The sequence below is a fragment of the Aeromonas sp. QDB20 genome (assembly GCF_027707805.1).
Classification (GTDB): Bacteria; Pseudomonadota; Gammaproteobacteria; order Enterobacterales; family Aeromonadaceae; genus Aeromonas; species Aeromonas dhakensis.
In genome coordinates this window covers 54,839-74,337 of the sequence record NZ_JAPCJC010000019.1, presented here as the reverse complement: position 1 = coordinate 74,337, position 19,499 = coordinate 54,839, and the positions used below count along the sequence as shown (strand labels likewise).

The window sequence follows — 19,499 nt, the reverse complement described above, 5'->3', positions numbered from 1 at the left end:
GAAAATCAAAAATTGTTTTTGATGCTCGATGCTGTGAGTGCCCACACAGATTGCTTGATTCAAATTGTTAAAGAGCGTGGCGCTTGTCGCGCTGAGGTGGCGTATAATACCTTCCTCACTTCGAAAGTCAAGCGCTTGTTTTCGCTTTTCTTTCGGCGCTGGCTTCACGAGGAAGCGAGCTCATCAGGTTGGCGTGTTCTGCCGTGCTGGTGAGGGCGCATTATAGGGAGGTGCGTCGCGATGACAAGGGCTTTTTCACCAAAAAAACTCGTTCGCTCAGATATGCAGCAAAGCGGTTCTATTTCGCTCTCATCACCACCATTTCGGTCTTTCATTGGATTTAAATTGAACATTTGAAAAGCCACTTTATAATTGGCTTTTTAAATGTTCAATTTAGGTCTCGCCATGCATCAAATCCTGGATAGCCGCAAAGAGGAGAAAATCGTTCCTCTGTTCCGCCTCGGGTTTAGGCCCTTCTTTCTGCTTGGCGCCTCGTTTTCGGCATTGGCGATGTTGGGCTGGCTGGGGCAACTCAATGGCTGGTTCGTTTTGCCGGGGATTGGCAACCCCATCTGGTGGCATGCTCACGAGATGTTGTTTGGTTTCGGAGCGGCGATCGTCGCGGGATTTCTGCTGACGGCAGTGCAAAACTGGACCGCTCACCCCGGGGTCAGGAGTTGGCCCCTGGTGTTGGTCGTCGTACTATGGGCATTGCCGAGGGCCTTGCTGCCCTGGCTGGGTGAACACAACACCTTCTTGATGGCGGCAGACCTGCTCTGGTTGCCTCTTTGCGCCTGGTATCTGGCCAAACCCATAGTGGTAACCAGGCAGTGGCGCAACCTCTTCTTTGTGCCTCTGCTTGTCGTTCTGACCCTGCTCAACGCCGCCAGCTGGCTGTGGCAGACACAGTGGGCAGACATGGAACATCTGCTCATCACCACTGTGCTGCTGTTCACGACCCTGATCGCCGTGATGGGAGGACGAGTCATTCCCTTCTTTACCGCCAGAGCCACCGGGATGGAAAAATCCGTCCCTATTCTCTGGCTGGAGCGGGCTTCCCTTGCCACGCTGTGGCTCACCTTGGTGAGCTGGCTGCTGCTACCCACCCCATGGGTGACCAGCCTCTATATGCTTCCTCTATATATGGTGGCGACCGTTTTGCACTTGTGGCGCCAGCTGCGTTGGCGACTGCCGTCCACCCTTGGCCAACCCCTCTTGTGGTCGCTGCACCTAGCCTACCTGTTTATTCCTCTCGGTCTGCTCGCCCTTGGAGCTCTGGCTGCCGGCCTGACCATCAGCCTGTCGCTGGCCAGCCACCTGCTCAGTGCCGGCTGCATGGGGACCATGATCCTGGGGATGATAGCCAGGGTCTCCCTCGGCCACAGCGGTCGAGCCTTGCAGGTGGGGCGCAGGATCCAGTGCGCGTTCGGGCTGGTCATCATGGCCACCCTGCTCCGGGTGCTGATCCCGCTGCTCTGGCCTGCCTATACCCTGTACGGCTGGAACCTGAGCGGCCTTGCCTGGAGCCTGGCATATGCTCTGTTTGTCTGGGTCTATACCCCCATACTGACCAGCCCCCGGGCAGATGGGCGTCCTGGCTGACCCGTGAGGGTCAAGATCTGCTGGCCGGATAGTGGATCAGATTGTGGAAGATGGCAGGGGCCACCCCCTGATTTCGATAGCCATGGGGGCGGTCGGCCGCGAAACGCACCGCCTCCCCCTGCGTCAAGGAGCGCCACTCCCCTTCCACCAGCACTTCCATCTGGCCGCTGATGACGATGACATGTTCGGTCACCCCAGGTTCATGGGGTTCTGACTCTCGTTGATAGCCGGGCAACAGAGTCAGCTCAAACAATTCGAAACCAAAACGCCCCTCATAAGGGAAGAGGGGAGCGACCTGCATGCCTTCTCCCGCCGGTTGTTGGCGAATGGCATCGGCGGTGCGATAAAGCACATCGTCCTGCGCCGTGGGAGCCGGCTCGATAAAGCTGGAGAAAGAGACTCGAAAGCCGGTGGCAATCTTCCACAGCGTGGCCACCGTCGGGCTCGACTCCCCCCGCTCAATCTGGCCCAGCATGGCCTTGCTCACTCCCGTTTCCCGCGCCGCTACATCCAGGCTCCAGCCCAGTTCGCTGCGCAAGCCTTTTAGACGTTGGGCCAGATGCTGATTCATCTCTTGCATGACTGCCTCTTTGTTGCGCTTGCTTGAATCGCCTTGTGCGCTATAGCGCACAGCGATATAGTCTGAAGCAATATTGTACGCAATAACGCACAAGCCGTCACAACCCCACAAGGACGTCACCATGCCCTTTGCCCTTCCCCACCTGGTCGCCGGCTTCATCGCCGTGATGGTTGGCTACACCAGTTCGGTCATCCTGATCATTCAGGCAGCCACGGCAGCGGGGGCCGATGCTGCCCAGCTCGCCTCCTGGCTATGGACACTGGGCATCGGCATGGGTATCAGCTGCATCGGCCTCTCCCTCTATTACCGCATCCCTGTCTTGACCGCCTGGTCGACCCCGGGTGCCGCCCTGCTCATCACCAGTCTCGGCAACTTCACCCTGGCCGAGGCCATCGGCGCCTTCGTTATCTCTTCTCTATTGATCACCCTGTGCGGCATCAGCGGCTGGTTCGATCGGCTGATGCGTCATATCCCGGCCCAACTGGCGGCGGCCATGCTGGCCGGGGTATTGCTCAAGTTCGGACTGGATCTGTTCAAGGTTGCGCCAGCCGATCCCTTGCTGCTCGGCAGCCTGTTGCTGGCATTCCTGCTCGGCCGCCATCTCTGGCCACGCTATACTATGGTGCTGGTGCTGGCAGTCGGGATCCTCATCTGTCTGTTGCGAGGGGAGCTGCAGCTTGACGCCATTCACTGGCAACTGGCCGGCCCGGTCATGGTCTGGCCAGCGTTCTCTTTTGATGCCCTATTCGGCATTGCCCTGCCGCTGTTCATCGTCACCATGACCTCCCAGAACATGCCCGGCATTACCATTTTGCGGGCCCACGGCTATCAACCCGCCACCTCCTCTCTTATCACCTGGACCGGCCTGACCGGCCTGTTACTGGCCCCCTTCGGCGGCTACGCCTTCAACCTGGCGGCCATCACTGCAGCCATCTGCATGGGGAAAGAGGTGGATCCGGACGCCAACCGGCGCTGGCCCGCTGCGGTATGGGCCGGGGGCTTCTATCTGCTGACCGGCTGTTTCGGGGCCACGGTGGCGGCCCTTTTCACGGCCTTCCCGGCCACGCTGGTGACCTGTGTCGCCGGGCTAGCGCTGCTCGGCACCATCGGCAGCAGCCTGCACACCGCATTGCAACACGACGATGCCCGTGAGGCCGCCCTGCTGACCTTCATCATCACCGCCTCCGGCATCAGCCTGCTCGGCATCGGCGCCGCCTGCTGGGGATTGCTCGTCGGCATCATCCTGCATCAAGTCAACCAGCGGAGAAACTGACCTGACCATCTGGGGAGCCCCCCGTGAGACACCGCACATAATTCAGAGAATTTGGTTCACAGCTGAAACTAATTGCCATTAAGTGGTGGCGAGGCACTTCTTCTTCCCCGATGCGTGCCTCATGTCAGACTCATAAACTGGAGAATAATAATGAGGAATCAGGCTGTCATTTTGTTACTGGCACTGCTGGGCGCCACCACCGCCCACGCTGCCGACACCGATCGGGAGCTGGCCCGCCAGCTCGCGCTGCAGCAGAAGAACCTGCTGCCGCTGCTGAGCAATCAGGAGTACCAGAGCCCGCTGCCCAACCTGCTGCAAAAAGCCAGCCCGCGCCTGAAACGCCAGGCCCGGGATGCCAACCAGGCGGCCATCAGCCGGCAAGGGCTGGACGGTGAGGTCAAGGAGCTGATGCAGCTGCGACTGGCCAACCCGGAACAGGCCGCCGCGCTGCAGCAGGGTGTCGAGCCGCTGGTCGCCTATGTACCGAGCGGAGATGAGAAGAGCTGGAGCGCCATCGAAGCCTTCGACAGCGCCGGCAACCCCGTCTATCTGGATGTGGACAAGGCACCGGCCCGTCCGGTCCTGGTCGTGGAAGCCGATCCCGTCAAGGCCAAGAACGCCGGCCTCAAGGTGATCCGCAAGGCGCTGGCCGCCGCCGACATGCAGGTGGCTCCCCGTACCGCTGCCAGCACGGCGCCGCTCAAGACCAGCATCCTGAAGAAAATTCGGTTGAAGGATGATCAGGAGCCCTGGCTGCTGGGTGCGGCCGAAGTGTATGCGGTGGTCGCGGGGGTCAATCCCAGCCGGGATGAGCCCGTGGTCGACATCGTCGACATGCCCTATCTCGACTATGACAACACCGACTACACCCCCAACCAGATCCTGGTTTACTGGGATCGCTATCGCTGGGGTGCCGTCGACATCGTCATGATGGAGCAGGACGACAACGTCAACTACAAGGAGCTGAGCGGTCTGTTCATCGATGCCCTCAAGCTGGCCTTCACCGCTGGCGGCGTGCCTGAGGCACTGCCCTTCCTCGATCTCGGTGGTCGCATCGTCAAGGCGCTGCCCGACTCCTGGATGACCAACAACGATGACTATCTGGATACCTTCTACACCCTGGAGCAGGACCAGAGCTATCACCAGTACCCCGGTGCCGCCGGCAATGCGGTGATCGATCTCGAACCCAAAGAGATCGCCCCCACCAGACCCTGATTGGTCGCCATAACAAAAAAGCCAATGAGCGACTCATTGGCTTTTTTTGTACCCGCGATCCGTTACTGCTGGCCTTTCGGCCTCACCCCCAGGGTGTGGCAGATGGCGTAGGTCAGCTCGGAGCGGTTCAGGGTATAGAAGTGGAAATCCTTCACCCCCTCCTGACTCAGCACCCGTACCTGATCGATGGCGATGCTCGCCCCCACCATGTTGCGGGTCATCTGATCATCATCCAGCCCCTCGAAACGCTGATGCATCCAGCGCGGGATCTTCACGTTGGTGAAACCGGCAAACTTGGCCAGGGTCTGGTAGTTGGAGACCGGCAGGATCCCCGGCACGATTTCCGCATCGATGCCGATGGCGGCGCAGCGATCCCGAAAGCGCAGGTAGGTCTCGACATCAAAGAAGAACTGGGTAATGGCGCGGTTGGCACCGGCATCAATCTTGCGCTTCAGGTTGAGCAGGTCCGACTGCGCACTACGCGCTTCCGGGTGACCTTCCGGGTAGGCGGCCACCGAGATATCGAAGTCCGCTTCGGCCTTGAGCAGGGCTACCAGGTCGGTGGCATACATCTCCGGCTTTTCCAGCCCCTGGGGCAGGTCGCCGCGCAGCGCCACGATATGGCGGATACCGCTGTTCCAGTAGTCGCGAGCAATGGTGCGCAGCTCGTCGCGGCTGGCGTCAATACAGGTCAGGTGCGGGGCAGCGATCAGACCGGTCCGCTCCTTGATGTCCTTGATCACCTTGTGCGTGCGATCCCGGGTGCCCGAGTTGGCACCATAGGTCACCGACACGAATTTGGGTTCCAGCACTTTCAGGCGCTCGATGGATTGCCACAGGGTATTTTCCATCCCTTCGCTGTTGGGCGGAAAAAACTCGAAACTGACCGATATGTCGCCACTCAAATCTGCCAGACTCTGGTTGAGTGCCTCAACCTGACGTGCGCTGTGAAATCCCATCTGCTCTCTCCCTGCCCTGCAATCCATTTCTCTACGTCAAAACGGATGTTTGGACGTCTAAACGTCTTTCTATCTTTATGAGAAAATGGCACAAAGTCAACACTGTTTTACAGCGAGATGAAGGCCGCCGATTTTTATTTGGCAATAAAGCCAAAGTAACGATTGGCACCCCATCCCAAAATCCGGCGAGTCGCGTTATGATGAACGCAGATCGTCCTGGACGTTCTGAATCTGCGTGTGATTGTTTGGCCGGAGGTTTCTCCGGCCCCTTTTCAACCTCTTCCCCTTCCTGCCGATAACCAATTGAACCATTTGCAGGAGCATCATCATGGACACCCACCCCGGCTTTGCCACCGACTTGCTGTTCGATCGCTATCAGGGCAACGTGGTCGACCATGAGCAGTTCTGGGCCGTGCGCACTCCCGATGCTCCCGATTACTACTTCGGCAACTATCTGTTGCTCCCCTTTCCCCCTAGCGATCACGACAAGGGCTGGCTCGAGGCCAGTTTCGACAAGCTGATCGGGCAGGATCCCCGGGTCAGACACCGCACCTTCCAGTGGCCTCTCGCGGCCGGTCAGAACAGCCGGGTCGCTGGCTTCGTAGCGGCGGGATACCAGTACATGGAGTGCGTGGTACTGGCGCTGGAGGCCACCGACTGGCAACCGCCAACCGCGACGGTGGCTGCGCGCCCCTTTACCCCGACCGACTGGGACGAGTGGCTGGCCTTTGAACTGGAGGAGCGGGATCCCGCCCACTCGAAAGAGAGCTACCTGCCCTATCTGCAGTCACGACGCCAGTTGTATGAGGCGATGATCGGGGACGGGCTGGGTCAGTGGTGGGGGATCTGGCAGCAGGAGCAGCTGGTCGCCAGTTGCGGTCTCTTCTTCACCGACACCCTGGGTCGCTTCCAGCTGGTACGCACCCGGCAGGCATGGCGCAATCAGGGATTGTGCCGCCAGCTGCTGAGCCAGGTTGCCCGGCACGGGCTGACGCGGGTCGACCGGCTCATCATAGTGGCCGACGAGCACTATCACGCCCAGCGGGTCTATCGCTCGCTCGGCTTTGCCCCGGTGGCCCGCATCGGCAGTCTCTGCCGCTGGCCCCGTACGGAGCAATGAATCAGAGCACAGGCAGCAAAGAAAACGGGAGGCTGATGCCTCCCGTGGTGTATCTGCCGGCAGCTATTGCTGCGGCGTTTCCAGCTCATTGGAGAGCGCCTGCTCCACCTCGGCCGACTGCGCCGGTAGCGGGGCTGCCGCCGCAGATGCCGCTGCGTCAGGCGTTGCTGACGGCGCCGGGGCGGCTGGTGTCTCTGCCTCCACCGGCGTCGCGACAGGTGCAGCAGCAGGCTCGGTGGTCGCCGCTGCAGCCGACACCGCAGGCACGGCGGCAGGAGCGTCACACTGGCAATCTGCCCCTTTCACCTTGTTGCCCTGATGGGGCGGATACCAGCCCTTCAGCCCCTGCTCCAGCCGATCGGCTGCCGCCTTGGGCTCCATCTTGCCGAGCAGCACGGCCTGACTCACTTCGGCCAGCTCGTCCCCCAGCTTGGGCGTACCGCGGGAGAGGATCTGGGTGGCCACCCGGATGGTGGAGTCGCACTGATCCCGCCACTCCATCATCTCCTTCGCCGCCGGGTTGGTGACCTCGAAGAAGTGGTTGGAGAGGGAGAAGAAGCCGGGCAGCGAGTTGGTATAGAGCTCGGCGAACTGGGGCGTGGTCAGCCACTGCAGGAAGGCCATGGCCGCCTCCTTGTTCTTGCTGGCAGGGTTCATGCCCATCCCGATGTCGGTGTGATCGGTAAAGAAGCAGCCATCGCCCTGCTTCGCCACGGGCGGGCGCATCACGCCAAAGTCCACCTTGCCGGTGAAGGGGGCGATCTCCCAGGAACCCGCCACGTAGAAGGCGGCCTTGCCCGAGGTGAACAGCTCGTTGGTCGCGGCATAGTCGCGGCTCTCGCCACCTTCGCCGAGATAGGGACGCCAGCGCGCCAGCTCCTCGAACACCTTGATGTAGGGCGGGTTGTCAAAGCGCTCCTGCCCCCCGATCAAGGCCAGCCGACCATCTTCTCCCTTCCAGTAATTGGGGCCTATGTTCTGAAAGCCGAGCTCGGAGGATACCCAGCTTTCCGAGCCACTCATGGCCAGCGGCACATAGCGGCCATCAGCCTTCACCTTGTCCAGTGCCGCAAAGAAGGCATCCCGGGTCTGCGGCACGCTCAGCCCCAGCTCGCTGAAAATCTTCTTGTTGTAGAAGAAGCCGTGAATCACCGAGGCCATGGGCACGCAGAAGGTCTGGGCGCCGGAGTCGGTCTGCCAGGGTGACTGGGCAAAGCTCGGGAAGTTCTCCATCCCCGACATCTCGGTCAGCTCCGCCAGATGGCCCGCCTTGAACAGGGCCAGGGAGTCGTCGAACGGCCGGCAGGTGATGAGATCCCCCGCCTTGCCCTCCTTCAGGCTGGCCCACAGGGTCGGCATGTAGTCGACGTTCTGCACCCCGTTGAATTTCACCTGGATGCCCGGGTGGGAGGCCTCGAAGGCAGGGATGATCTTCTGCTCCCACAAGGCCTTGTCATCTATCCGCCAGCTCTCGATCACCAGCTCGCTGGCCATCAGCTGACCACACAACAGGAGACTCAGGGCCCCGATCCACTTGTTAGACATAAGCCCTCCTAAACCTTGAAATGTGCGATCAATTGCTGCTGCTTGGCCACCAGATCCGCCAGTACCTCGCTGCTGCTGGCCGATTCCCGTGCCTCCCGCTCGGTCTCGTAGGCCACCTCGGCGATGCCGGAGATGTGACGTGCCACCCCCTGGCTGACCGAGATCTGCTCCTGAGCTGCGTGCGCCACCTGATCTGCCATCGCCTTGATGGCGCTCATCCGGTCGGCGATGGACTGCAGGGCCGCATCCATCTCACGGGTCTGTTCGACACAGCTGTGGGTCTGCTCCTGGCTGCGTCCCATCACCTCCACCACCAGCTTGCTCGAGCTCTGCAGGTTTTCGATCATCGCCTGGATCTCTTCGGTCGACGTCTGGGTCCGGTTGGCCAGCGCCCGCACCTCGTCGGCCACCACGGCGAAGCCGCGGCCGGCATCACCAGCCCGCGCCGCCTCGATGGCTGCATTCAGCGCCAGCAGGTTGGTCTGTTCGGCGATGCTGCGGATCACGTCGAGAATGCTGCCGATGTTGTCGCTGAATTCGCCCAGCTTGTAGGTGATGCCGACGGCCTCCTCCATGGCTCCGGCCAGTTGTTCCGTGATGCGACGGGTGGTTGCCACCTTCTGGCGGCCGGTTCTGGCTTCGTCATCCGCCAGATCCACTTCCCGCTTGGTGCCGTCGGTGGAACGGGCCACCTCGGTGGCGCTCACCTCCAGCTCGGTGATGGCGGCGGCCACCTGATCGGTCTGGCTCTTCTGATCCTGCACCCGGGATACTGCCCTTTCGCTTATCTCGGCGGCGCGGCTCGCCTCCTCCACCAGATGACGGGAGCCGGCATTGATCTGGGAGAGCAGCTCGCCGGTTTTGCCGGCCAGCACGTCGATGGAACGGGCCAGGGCGCCGAATTCGCAGCTGCTGCGGTAATTGATGCGGCGGGTCATGTCCCCGGCTGCCATGTAATCCAGCTCCTTGTTGATCATCTGCAGCGGGCGCTGAATGCTGCGCGCCGTGGTATAGCCGATGATGAGGGCGGCGGCAGCCGAGATGGCGGCCACGATCAGGATCCAGAAGCTGGCACTGCTGACCGCATCATCCGCCGTGGTGCGGCTCTGGCTGGCGATGGAGCCGGCCGACTGTCCCATCTCGTCGAGCAGCCCCAGGCTGTTGATCAGGCTGGCGTCGAGCTGCTGATTGAGGGTCTGCAGCGAGGCGGCCAGCTGCTGGGCATTGCGCATGGTGGCGAGCAGCCCCTGCGGGCCGAGCGCCAGCTCCTGCATCCGGTCGAGGTTGGAGACGAAGCGCTGCTTCACGTCATCCGGCACCAGCACCCGGTCAAGCCGCTTGCGCGCCATCTCGATGTCCTTGCTCAGCACCTTCTCCAGTTCGTTGAGGTCGGTCTTGGCATCGGCCCGGCGAATGTTCTTCAAGTCGCGCGCGATGCCCGAGGTGATGAGCTCCGCCTTGTTGCGCATGGAGCGCTTGCTGGCGGTCTGCTGCAGCAGCAGATCGGCCGCCCACTGGTAGGTGTCTTCCAGCCGGATGAAGGCAATCTCCAGCTTGTGGCGCCGATCCTGGGCATTGACCCATTGGCTGTGCTGGGAGAGCACCTGTTCGGCCAGGCCGTAGAACTGCTTGGTCGCCGCATCGACCTGCTGGAAGCGGGAACCGGCCTCGGCCACTCCGCTGAACTTGTCCATCTCCTGGCTTAGCTGGCTGAAACGCGCTTGCTGCTCCTTGAACTGGCTGGCCAGCTGCGGCAACTGACTGCCATCCTCATTGGTCCGGTAGACCAGCACCCAGCGGTTGCTGTCCTGCAGGGCGCCCTTCAAACCGGCCACCGCAATCACCAACGGGGTTGCCCGGTCGGAAACCTGCGACAAACCGTCGTTGATGCCCCTGATCTTCAGGGTGCTGATCACACCCAGCAGGATCAACAGCAGCAGCATCAACACAAATCCGGCGATGATCCGCTGCACAATAGATAAACCCATGGAGACATCCTCACTCGTGGGGGAAAGGTAACGTGAACATAGACACTATCGGCACAAGGGGCGAATTATAGAGGGGAGACCGAGGGTATTTTATTGATCTATATGGGGTTGGATCACAGTTGGCGGGGAGTGGCCTGAACGTAAAAGGGCCCGGACTGTGCCGGGCCAAAGAGACATGCTAGCTGTAATGGCCCGTGGGGAGGCCAACCCTGTGTCCTATCAGAAGCGATAGCCGACACCAAACATGAAGGCCATGGGATCGATGGAGGTATTGATGGTCCCGACGGCGGTGTGCACATCGGTATCGATATCGATGATCCAGGCGGAAGCGTTGACGAACCAGCGATCATTGATCGCCATGTCCAGACCGACCTGACCGGCCATGCCCCAGGAGGAGTCAACGCTCACGTCGGTACCATCCAGCGCACCGCGGCCCTGCTCGTCGAAGAAGGTGGTGTAGTTGATACCGGCACCGATATAGGGGCGAACCTTGCTGTTGGCATCACCGAAGTAGTACTGCGCCATCAGGGTCGGCGGCAGGTGCTTGACCTTGGCCACTTCGCCCAGACCGGCGGTGGAGACGGAGTGGGAGAAGGGCGTGGCCGCCAGCAGCTCGACACCCCAGTTGTCGGTGATCAGATAGGAGAGCGTCAGACCCAGCTGCATATTGCTGTCGATTTCCAGCTCGCCGGTACCCAGCACGTTGTCACTGCTCGTTTGCGGAGAAACGAAAGCCAGGCCGCCACGCACCAGAAAATCGCCGGCCTGGTGAGCCATGGCGACGGGGGACGCAAGCGCTGCTGCGATCATCAGAGGAAGGATCTTTTTCATCACGTATTCCTTTTAGTTTTCGTTTTATATGTTGCAAGCCCGAAAACTATAAAGGGATGTGAATGCCGAGTTATTGATTTAGCTCAAACGTTACCAAGAAATAGATAGATGTGTACAGCAGCTTCCAGCCATGCTGAGCATCGAGAAAAACACCAAAAATATCAAATAAAAACAATTAACTGGATAGGTTTGCCGCCTTACCAACCACAATAAGAAATAATTTCAATATATCTTATTGCGGATAAAAACGACTGAAAACGGTTGTTTCACTCGTCCAACAAGAGTATTTTTGCGGGCCATGTAGCCGGGCTGTAAGTAATTCTTTATGAAACCACAAACCAGAAGGGACAAAATAGTAGCCATATTGGCAGCCATCTGGGGCATTGGCTCTTTTCTGTTTATTTTGCTGGGTTTCGTGCTCGGCATGGCCCTGCTGATCCTGACCCATTAGACCGGCTGGTTGGCGTGGGAGGCCTGGCACAACAGCCACTCCCCTTCCGCCAGCTGCTCCGGGCTCAACCTCCACTGTGCCCGCCCCAGCTCGCCGCTGTATCCACGCCAGCGATCCCGGCCCTCCTGTTTCGCCCGGTACAGGGCCATGTCCGCCAGCTTGAAACTCAGACTCCAGAAAGAGTCCTCCAGCTCCGCATGCAGAGGATAATCGCAGAATCCCAACGAGACGGTCATGCGCAGCGGCAGCTCCTCCCGCCCGAAACGGCAGTCGGCGATCTTGCGGCGCAGGCGCTCGATCCGTTCCGCCACTTGCCCTGGCTCCTCTCTGGCCAGCAACAGCATGAACTCCTCGCCACCCAGCCGGATCAGCGGCTCCTCCTCATCCAGCGCCCCTCGCAGCAGCTCGGCCAGCTGACATAACAGCAGATCGCCGATGTCGTGGCCGAAGCGATCGTTGACCCGTTTGAAGTGATCCAGATCCAGGATCACCAGCACCCAGCCTGCCGCCGGATCCTGGCGGTTCAGCAACCACTCATCGAGATAACGGCGGTTGAAGGCATGAGTCAGTGGATCCGTATAGGCGGCGACCTCCATGCGGGAGGAGTGGGCCTGCAGGGCACTGTGGTGCAGGCTGATCCTGGCCGCCATCTCGCGGAATTTGCGGCTGAGCAGCGCCATCTCCTGGCTGCTGTCGATGATGGGCAGCACGCTCGCGTCCTGCTTCTCGGTAAACTGGTGCAGCGCCCCCACCAGCTCGCCGATCGGTCCCAGCACGATGGCCCGCAGCCGGGCCAGTGCCATCAGAATGCAGGCGAAGCTTATCAGCAGCATGCCGATGAAGGTCCAGATCGCCCCCTCCATCGCCCCCAGCAACACGTCCCGCTCCTCGTCCACGATCAGGGTCAATACAGGCTCGCCGTCGTTGTCGAGCAGCAACCCCTCCCCTCTGACCTGCTGCAACCCGAGATCGACCAGCCGGTAGCTCATATGCGGCCCAAGTGGCTTGAAGGAGCCCAGATGCTCGCGCGTTCTTGGCTGGGCTATGGTCAGCGTGAGCGCGGTCCGTTCCCCCAGATCCTGCAGATAGCGCTTGTCCAGCCAGCGAGTCGCCAGCAGATAGCCGTTGGGTTTGACGCTGCCTAGGGTATCGGTCACCGGCTGCAGCGAAAAGATGAGCGGTCCCCACTGGGAGCGCCTGACGCCACTCAGGTTGCTGATGCCCGCCTGCCGTGACTCGCGCAGCAGCTGCAGCTTGAGATCGTCCAGAAAGGAGGGCAACAGGGTGGTATCCGTGTCCGGCGCGTCTGGCAACAGGGTACGGGTCCAGATCTCCGAACCCTGCAAATCCATGTAACTCAACACGTTGAGTTCAAAGTCCCGCATCGGGGTGTCGACCAGCAGATTGGAGTTGATGTAGGCCTGGTTGGGGTGGGCCAGAAAATGGTAGCTCTGATCCCAGATCCCCCAGTCCCGGGTAAAGGCATTCATGGCGCCGATGTCGTTCTGCACCGCCCTGATCACCCGCTGCAGGTGCTCCTCCATCCGCCGCTCCTCGACCCGCTGCGCCGCCGGCACCTGGGCCAGTGCGATCACGATGAGCAGCATCAGGATGGCTCCGGCCCAAACCGGAAACATGGAGTAGGCCAGCAGATGGTCGATGGAGCGGGACGGTTGAGCCATGGGCGCCAATATCCTTTGAATGGCAATGCGAAGCGGGAAGGGTCTTGCCCCAAGTATGGAGGATAGGCCCGCCGAGAGGTCACTGAATTACCACAATAAAAACAAGGGGCCCAGGGCCCCTTGTCACAATTATTGAACGCTTTATCTGGCCAGCAGAGGTGCCAGGAAGCGGGCCGTATGAGAATCCTCGCAACGACTGATCTGTTCCGGCGTCCCCGTTACCAGGATGCGGCCGCCACCGGCGCCCCCCTCAGGCCCCAGATCGACGATCCAGTCGGCGGTTTTGATGACGTCCAGGTTGTGCTCGATGATGACGATGGTGTTGCCGCGATCCCGCAGCTGGTGCAGTACCTTGAGCAGCTGCTGGATGTCGTGGAAGTGCAGCCCTGTGGTGGGCTCGTCCAGGATGTAGAGGGTCTGGCCGGTATCCCGCTTGGAGAGCTCGCGCGCCAGCTTGACCCGCTGCGCCTCGCCCCCCGACAGGGTAGTGGCCGACTGGCCGAGGCGGATATAGGAGAGGCCCACGTCCATCAGGGTCTGCAGCTTGCGCGCCACTGCCGGCACAGGATCGAAGAACTCGCGGGCATCTTCCACCGTCATCTCGAGGATCTCGTGGATGTTCTTGCCCTTGTACTTCACCTCCAGGGTCTCGCGGTTGTAGCGCTTGCCCTTGCAGACGTCGCACGGCACGTAGACGTCCGGCAGGAAGTGCATCTCCACCTTGATGACCCCGTCCCCCTGACACGCCTCGCAGCGACCCCCTTTCACGTTGAAAGAGAAGCGGCCCGGCTGGTAGCCGCGCGAGCGCGCCTCCTGGGTGCCGGAGAGCAGCTCGCGGATCGGGGTGAACAGGCCGGTGTAGGTGGCCGGGTTGGAGCGCGGGGTACGGCCGATGGGGCTCTGATCGATGTCCACCACCTTGTCCAGGTGCTCCAGCCCCTCCACGCTGCGATAGGGAGCCGGGGTGGACTCGGTCGCCTTGTTCAGCTCGCGGTGAGCGATACGGAACAGGGTGTCATTGATCAGGGTCGACTTGCCGGAGCCGGAGACGCCGGTGACGCAGGTCATCACCCCGATGGGCAGGTCCAGGTTGACGTTGCGCAGGTTGTTGCCGCTCGCCCCCTTCAATTTCAGCCACTTGCCGGTGAGCGGGGTGCGCTCGGCCGGGATGGCGATCTGCTTGCGGCCGGAGAGGTAGTCACCGGTCAGCGACTCGGGATTCGCGATGATCTCTTCCGGCGTACCCTGGGCGACGATGGCCCCGCCGTGCACCCCGGCCCCCGGGCCGATGTCGAGCACATGGTCGGCGAGGCGGATGGCGTCCTCGTCGTGTTCCACCACGATCACTGTGTTGCCGAGATCACGCAGGTGGGTCAGAGTCTTGAGCAGCCGCTCGTTGTCCCGCTGGTGCAGGCCGATGGAGGGCTCGTCCAGTACGTACATCACCCCCACCAGACCGGCCCCGATCTGGCTGGCCAGCCGGATCCGCTGCGCCTCGCCGCCGGAGAGAGTCTCGGCACTGCGGGACAGGCTCAGGTAGTTGAGACCCACATTCACCAGGAAGCCGAGCCGCTCGACGATCTCTTTGAGGATCTTCTCGGCAATCTGGGCACGCTGGCCGGTCAGATTCAACCCTTCGAAGAAGGCCAGCGCATCGCCGATGGACTGCTCGGCGATGGCCGGCAGATTGCGGTTGTCGACGAAGACGTGGCGAGCCTCTTCCCGCAGCCGACTGCCACCGCAGCTGGTGCAGGATTTGTTGGCGATGTATTTGGCCAGCTCTTCACGCACCGAGTTGGATTCGGTCTCCCGGTAGCGGCGCTCCATGTTGTGCAGGATCCCCTCGAACGAGTGCTTGCGCACTACCACATCGCCGCGATCGTTCATGTAGCGAAACTCGATCTCGGTACGACCGGAGCCGCGCAGGATCACCTCCTGGGTCTTGACCGGCAGATCCTCCCAGGGCGTATCCAGATCGAACTTGTAGTGCTCGGAGAGGGATTTGAGCATCTGGAAGTAGTAGAAGCTGCGCTTGTCCCAGCCACGGATGGCGCCGTTGGCCAGGCTGATGGCCGGATCGCCGATCACCTTGGCGGGATCGAAATATTGCTGCACCCCGAGGCCGTCACAGGTGGGGCAGGCTCCGGCCGGGTTGTTGAAGGAGAAGATGCGCGGCTCCAGCTCCGACATGGAGTAGCCGCACTCCGGGCAGGCGAAGTTGGCGGAGAAGGTCATGGGAGCGACCCCCTCCTCGCCGTCCATCGGTACCACCAGCACGATGCCGCCGGAGAGGGTCAGCGCCGTCTCGAACGACTCGGCCAGACGCAGGGCCAGGTCATCGCGCACCTTGAAGCGATCCACCACCACCTCGATGGTGTGCTTCTTGTGCAGCTCCAGCGCGGGAGGGTCAGACAGGTCGCACACCTCGCCATCGATGCGGGCACGGATGTAGCCCTGGGCCGCCAGGTTCTCCAGCAGCTTGGTGTGCTCACCCTTGCGATCGCGCACCACTGGGGCCAGCAGCATCAGCTTGCTCCCCTCCGGCTGGGCCAGCACCTGATCCACCATCTGACTGATGGTCTGGGCGGCGAGCGGAATGGCGTGGGTCGGGCAGCGCGGCTCACCGACCCGGGCAAACAGCAGACGCAGGTAGTCGTAGATTTCGGTGATGGTGCCGACGGTCGAGCGCGGGTTGTGGGAGGTGGACTTCTGCTCGATGGAGATGGCGGGCGAAAGCCCCTCGATATGGTCGACGTCCGGCTTCTCCATCAGGGAGAGGAACTGGCGGGCATAGGCGGAGAGCGACTCCACATAGCGGCGCTGCCCCTCGGCATAGAGGGTATCGAACGCCAGAGAGGATTTGCCCGAACCGGAGAGGCCGGTGACCACGATCAGCTTGTCGCGGGGCAGGGTCAGATTGATGTTCTTGAGGTTGTGGGTGCGAGCACCCCGGACCACGATCTTTTCCATCTTGTTGCACGCTCGATACGGAAACCTGAGCGAGTCAGTATGGCATAGAGACTACTGGATGAATAGACAGGTTTTATCCATCATCCCCATCGATTTCAGAGATATTCCTTGGCCCAGCTCACCGCCTGCAAGCGGTTCTTCACGTTCAATTTCTTGAAGACGTTATAGAGGTGGGACTTGATGGTGTGCTCGCTCACGAACAGGCTGTCGGCGATCTCGGTATTGGAGGCGCCCGTCATCAGATAGCGGATGATCTCCTGCTCGCGCACGGTCAGCAGCGTCTGGTTGCGCAGGTGATGTTCCCCACCCTTGCGGTAGTAGTTGACCAGATCGCACAGCAGGTGGCGCGGGATCCAGTACTCCCCCTCCAGCACCTTGCGAATGCCGAGCACCAGCCGATCCAGCGGATCCTGACAGAAGAAGAGTCCGCTGGTATGGGGCCACATCAGCAGCAATTCCCGATCGGTGCTGGTCGGGGCATTGAGCAGCACCGTATTGGCCTCCCCGAAGCGGCTGGAGATCTCCCGCGGCCATCCTGCCTGCTGGCTCGACTTGAGGTAGTCCAGATCGACCAGAAACAGCGGACGAGGCTCGAGCTCGTCCGGTTGCGGCAGCTCCTCCAGGGTGCTTACCAGCACAATGGGCAGTGCCAGCTGCTCGGCCAGATAGCTCTGGAAACTGGTTGCCTGCACATTGTTTTCGGTTACCAGTACGATGGGATATGGGGTGCTCATGAAAGGCTGGTCCTTGAACATTGCGGCCATGGTTTTTTTCGGCAGCAGAGAGTACCAAGCCCCCCGTGGGGTGCAGCATTAAAAAAGTATTAGACGGCGATGCGCCTCCTTTGAAACTCACCAATTTTCCAAGCAATACAAATAACTAGCAGCCCCCCCCCATTTGGGTGGAATGCTGGCATCCTGGCAGACAGGGGCTGTCGCAGCGTCATCTAATTCACTTTTCGCGACCGGGTTTCGATGCTAGGCGTCCCCCTCTGCGGCTCACTTGCTGGCCAAGGCCCGCCTCGTGTAAGTTAACCCCTCGGTCCGGAGAAGCTGGCGATGAAGAAGACGTCTTTCTCCCCAAAAACTGTTACTATTGCGGGCAAAATCTGGAAACGGCATGGCAGTCGACAGGCTAGCCAACCCGGGTTCAGTCATCACATGAGTCGCAAGCGCCTGCGGCGTTCTTGCGTATCTCGCAGAAAACAAACGAAATGTTGAATTGGTCCGGGCATATGGCCTGGCCGGAATACAAAGGGTGGAAGAGAGATTATGGCCAGTCGAGGCATCAACAAAGTCATTCTGATCGGTAACCTGGGGCAAGACCCGGAAGTGCGCTACATGCCGAGCGGCGGTGCCGTGACCAACATCACCCTGGCCACCTCCGACACCTGGCGCGACAAGCAGACCGGTGAGCAGAAAGAGCGTACCGAGTGGCACCGAGTGGTCTTCATGGGCAAGCTGGCCGAAGTGGCAGGCGAGTACCTGAAGAAGGGTTCCCAGGTCTATGTGGAAGGCAAGCTGCAGACCCGCAAGTGGCAGGATCAGAGCGGCCAGGAGCGTTACACCACCGAAGTACTGGTCGATGGTTTCAGCGGCGTGATGCAGATGCTGGGTGGCCGTCCGCAAGGCGCCGGTCAGGGCATGGGCGGTCAGTCCCAGGGCAACTGGGGTCAGCCGCAACAGGGCATGCAGTCCCAGCAGCCGATGAACCAGTCCCGCCCGGCTCCGCAGCAGAACATGCAGCAACAGCAAGGTGGTTATGGCCGTCCGGCCCAGCAGCCGCAATCCGCTCCGCCGGTATACAACGAGCCGCCGATGGATTTCGACGACGACATCCCTTTTTAAGGGAAGCTCACAGTTCAGAGGGCCCTGTTCACGCAGGGCCTTTTTTTACCCGTTATTGACGCAGGCGCGGCACGCAAGCCGGCTCCCCCGACCAGAGTCGCCGACCCTGCTCCCCCTGTCGCCCGCCCAGGGTTTATCATCAGGGCAATTCGTTTGTCAGAGAGAACGCATGGGTTTTTTGTCTCGTATCCTGCTGCTCGCGGCAAGCCTTGCCGTGCTGTTTCACTCTCCCCTCTTGCTGGCCGGCGAGCCACTGCGGGTGGGGGTCAGTTTCGCCATTCCCCCCTATGTGATTGAGGAAGAGGGACGCGGCATCGAGCTCGATCTGCTGCGGGAAGCCTTTCGTGGCAGCGGCTACGAGCCCAGCTTCGAATATCTGCCGCTGGAGCGCACCTTTCGCATGCTGGAGTCCGGCAGGCTCGATGCCATCATCAACGTCAAACCCGGGATGCTGGACAACGTCTTCCTGTCGCAACCTGTCATCGCCTTTCACAACCGGGTGTTCACCCTGAGCAAGACCCACATCGCCACGCTGGACGACATGAAAGAGCTGAGGGTCAGCGCCTTTCAGCGGGCACGCCAGGTATTGGGGGGAGCCTTCGCCAGCATGGCCGACCAGAATCCCCGTTACGAGGAGGTCGCCAAGCAGCAGGGACAGGTGCACAGACTGATGCTGGGGCGGGTGGATGCGGTGATCCTGGAGCAACGGGTGTTCTATTACTATCTGGCGCAACTGGCCACCAGCAAGTATGGCGCCGAGCTCTATGCCCCCAGCCGGGTCAGACAATATGATCTGTTCGCCCCCACCCACTACCATTTCGCCTTTCGCCAGGCCGTGCAGCAACGCTGGTTCGATCGCCAGCTCGGCAAGATGCGGGCCGATGGCCGCTACGAACGGATATTTGCCAGCTACGGCGCCACCCCCTGAGCCCACGCCAAAAACATAAAAGCCAGCCCGAAACAGGCTGGCTTTTTGTTACTGGCTCCAAAGGAACTACAGCATGGGGAGCGTTACTTCATCGCGCTGCCGTTTTTCAGTTCTGCTTTCTGACGTTTGGCTTCGCGCTTCTCTTTCAGTGACATCTGCGGTTTTTTCTTGGCATCTTTGCCGTTGTGATGTTCTTTGTTACTCATCATCAAACTCCAAAAATGTTACCCAGACAGTTGGAACCCAAGTTCCAGCATGCCATCCGAATCGTAGACTACAGTACGCTTTCAGTGACGATCCCAGGATCGCACTCAATCCAGCATACCCCCAATCTTGCGCAAGAATCCACCCTCATCCGTCACGCCGCGCCAAACCGGGGCCGATGACCCCCGTCAGGCACTCCTGGGCGGGGAAGGAACGGCCGTAAAAACACTGGAAGCCTTATAAAGTAGCGATTATCAATATTATTTGGTGACCACCTGAAATAAATCACCAAAAACCAAAATAA

General features: G+C 60.6%; 16 protein-coding genes. 7 read left to right on the top strand and 9 right to left on the bottom strand.

Annotated features, from left to right (window positions below):
• Together PG897_RS18135 and PG897_RS18130 are read left to right on the top strand one after the other, a co-directional pair.
• The coding region (locus PG897_RS18135; RefSeq protein WP_215270340.1) for a hypothetical protein at positions 1–213 on the top strand (213 nt) is incomplete at its 5' end.
• Between the two features lie 192 nt (positions 214–405).
• Positions 406–1,602 carry an NnrS family protein gene (locus PG897_RS18130; RefSeq protein WP_270829237.1) on the top strand — a complete coding sequence of 399 codons (1,197 nt, stop codon included), beginning with the start codon at positions 406–408 and terminating at the stop codon, positions 1,600–1,602.
• A 10-nt stretch (positions 1,603–1,612) separates the two neighbouring features.
• On the opposite strand, the gene PG897_RS18125 is transcribed toward PG897_RS18130, so the two are convergent.
• Positions 1,613–2,182 carry a helix-turn-helix domain-containing protein gene (locus PG897_RS18125; protein WP_005306022.1) on the bottom strand — a complete coding sequence of 190 codons (570 nt, stop codon included), beginning with the start codon at positions 2,180–2,182 and terminating at the stop codon, positions 1,613–1,615.
• Positions 2,183–2,303: 121 nt separating this feature from the next.
• Between PG897_RS18125 and PG897_RS18120 the strand changes: the two genes are divergently transcribed.
• Both PG897_RS18120 and PG897_RS18115 read left to right on the top strand, forming a co-directional pair.
• The gene (locus tag PG897_RS18120; RefSeq protein WP_043172008.1) at positions 2,304–3,455 is read left to right on the top strand and encodes a benzoate/H(+) symporter BenE family transporter; all 1,152 of its coding nucleotides are present in this window, start codon (positions 2,304–2,306) and stop codon (positions 3,453–3,455) included.
• A gap of 150 nt (positions 3,456–3,605) precedes the next feature.
• Positions 3,606–4,670, top strand: coding sequence for a DUF3103 family protein (locus PG897_RS18115; RefSeq protein ID WP_049048091.1), 1,065 nt, complete (start codon positions 3,606–3,608; stop codon positions 4,668–4,670).
• 62 nt (positions 4,671–4,732) lie between these two features.
• Here PG897_RS18115 and metF read toward each other — a convergent pair whose 3' ends face one another.
• Positions 4,733–5,629: a methylenetetrahydrofolate reductase gene (metF, locus tag PG897_RS18110; RefSeq protein ID WP_019838601.1), complete on the bottom strand. Its 897-nt coding sequence runs from the start codon at positions 5,627–5,629 to the stop codon at positions 4,733–4,735.
• Positions 5,630–5,957: 328 nt separating this feature from the next.
• Between metF and PG897_RS18105 the strand changes: the two genes are divergently transcribed.
• Positions 5,958–6,749: a GNAT family N-acetyltransferase gene (locus PG897_RS18105; protein WP_043172006.1), complete on the top strand. Its 792-nt coding sequence runs from the start codon at positions 5,958–5,960 to the stop codon at positions 6,747–6,749.
• A gap of 63 nt (positions 6,750–6,812) precedes the next feature.
• Here the strand turns inward: PG897_RS18105 and PG897_RS18100 are convergent, their stop codons facing one another.
• The 6 genes from PG897_RS18100 to PG897_RS18075 form a co-directional block, all read right to left on the bottom strand.
• Positions 6,813–8,294 carry an ABC transporter substrate-binding protein gene (locus tag PG897_RS18100; protein WP_043172005.1) on the bottom strand — a complete coding sequence of 494 codons (1,482 nt, stop codon included), beginning with the start codon at positions 8,292–8,294 and terminating at the stop codon, positions 6,813–6,815.
• Between the two features lie 8 nt (positions 8,295–8,302).
• Positions 8,303–10,282 carry a methyl-accepting chemotaxis protein gene (locus PG897_RS18095; RefSeq protein ID WP_043172004.1) on the bottom strand — a complete coding sequence of 660 codons (1,980 nt, stop codon included), beginning with the start codon at positions 10,280–10,282 and terminating at the stop codon, positions 8,303–8,305.
• A gap of 219 nt (positions 10,283–10,501) precedes the next feature.
• Positions 10,502–11,113: an OmpW family outer membrane protein gene (locus PG897_RS18090; RefSeq protein WP_005306049.1), complete on the bottom strand. Its 612-nt coding sequence runs from the start codon at positions 11,111–11,113 to the stop codon at positions 10,502–10,504.
• Between the two features lie 447 nt (positions 11,114–11,560).
• The gene (locus PG897_RS18085; protein WP_017787884.1) at positions 11,561–13,246 is read right to left on the bottom strand and encodes a sensor domain-containing diguanylate cyclase; all 1,686 of its coding nucleotides are present in this window, start codon (positions 13,244–13,246) and stop codon (positions 11,561–11,563) included.
• A gap of 141 nt (positions 13,247–13,387) precedes the next feature.
• Positions 13,388–16,216, bottom strand: a complete 2,829-nt coding sequence (uvrA, locus tag PG897_RS18080; protein WP_123245675.1) for an excinuclease ABC subunit UvrA — start codon at positions 16,214–16,216, stop codon at positions 13,388–13,390.
• Between the two features lie 95 nt (positions 16,217–16,311).
• A complete protein-coding gene (locus tag PG897_RS18075) occupies positions 16,312–16,971 on the bottom strand; it encodes a LuxR C-terminal-related transcriptional regulator (protein WP_010635910.1) in 660 nt (219 codons plus the stop codon).
• A gap of 516 nt (positions 16,972–17,487) precedes the next feature.
• On the opposite strand from PG897_RS18075, the gene PG897_RS18070 reads away from it, so the two are divergent.
• Positions 17,488–18,063 (top strand): single-stranded DNA-binding protein, encoded by a 576-nt coding sequence (locus tag PG897_RS18070; protein WP_043172002.1) that lies wholly within the window; start codon positions 17,488–17,490, stop codon positions 18,061–18,063.
• Positions 18,064–18,232: 169 nt separating this feature from the next.
• The gene (locus tag PG897_RS18065; RefSeq protein WP_005306064.1) at positions 18,233–18,991 is read left to right on the top strand and encodes a substrate-binding periplasmic protein; all 759 of its coding nucleotides are present in this window, start codon (positions 18,233–18,235) and stop codon (positions 18,989–18,991) included.
• 83 nt (positions 18,992–19,074) lie between these two features.
• Here the strand turns inward: PG897_RS18065 and PG897_RS18060 are convergent, their stop codons facing one another.
• Positions 19,075–19,197 carry a hypothetical protein gene (locus PG897_RS18060; protein WP_005306071.1) on the bottom strand — a complete coding sequence of 41 codons (123 nt, stop codon included), beginning with the start codon at positions 19,195–19,197 and terminating at the stop codon, positions 19,075–19,077.
• Between the last annotated feature and the right edge of the window lie 302 nt (positions 19,198–19,499).

Bases quoted from the DNA above. Each gene is read 5' to 3' on its own strand.
- PG897_RS18115 (WP_049048091.1), top strand. From the start codon at position 3,606: ATGAGGAATCAGGCTGTCATTTTGTTACTGGCACTGCTGGGCGCCACC.
- PG897_RS18065 (WP_005306064.1), top strand. From the start codon at position 18,233: ATGGGTTTTTTGTCTCGTATCCTGCTGCTCGCGGCAAGCCTTGCCGTG.
- PG897_RS18095 (WP_043172004.1), bottom strand. From the start codon at position 10,282: ATGGGTTTATCTATTGTGCAGCGGATCATCGCCGGATTTGTGTTGATG.
- PG897_RS18125 (WP_005306022.1), bottom strand. From the start codon at position 2,182: ATGCAAGAGATGAATCAGCATCTGGCCCAACGTCTAAAAGGCTTGCGC.
- PG897_RS18085 (WP_017787884.1), bottom strand. From the start codon at position 13,246: ATGGCTCAACCGTCCCGCTCCATCGACCATCTGCTGGCCTACTCCATG.
- metF (WP_019838601.1), bottom strand. From the start codon at position 5,629: ATGGGATTTCACAGCGCACGTCAGGTTGAGGCACTCAACCAGAGTCTG.
- PG897_RS18105 (WP_043172006.1), top strand. From the start codon at position 5,958: ATGGACACCCACCCCGGCTTTGCCACCGACTTGCTGTTCGATCGCTAT.
- PG897_RS18060 (WP_005306071.1), bottom strand. From the start codon at position 19,197: ATGAGTAACAAAGAACATCACAACGGCAAAGATGCCAAGAAAAAACCG.
- PG897_RS18120 (WP_043172008.1), top strand. From the start codon at position 2,304: ATGCCCTTTGCCCTTCCCCACCTGGTCGCCGGCTTCATCGCCGTGATG.
- uvrA (WP_123245675.1), bottom strand. From the start codon at position 16,216: ATGGAAAAGATCGTGGTCCGGGGTGCTCGCACCCACAACCTCAAGAAC.
- PG897_RS18100 (WP_043172005.1), bottom strand. From the start codon at position 8,294: ATGTCTAACAAGTGGATCGGGGCCCTGAGTCTCCTGTTGTGTGGTCAG.
- PG897_RS18130 (WP_270829237.1), top strand. From the start codon at position 406: ATGCATCAAATCCTGGATAGCCGCAAAGAGGAGAAAATCGTTCCTCTG.
- PG897_RS18070 (WP_043172002.1), top strand. From the start codon at position 17,488: ATGGCCAGTCGAGGCATCAACAAAGTCATTCTGATCGGTAACCTGGGG.
- PG897_RS18090 (WP_005306049.1), bottom strand. From the start codon at position 11,113: ATGAAAAAGATCCTTCCTCTGATGATCGCAGCAGCGCTTGCGTCCCCC.
- PG897_RS18075 (WP_010635910.1), bottom strand. From the start codon at position 16,971: ATGTTCAAGGACCAGCCTTTCATGAGCACCCCATATCCCATCGTACTG.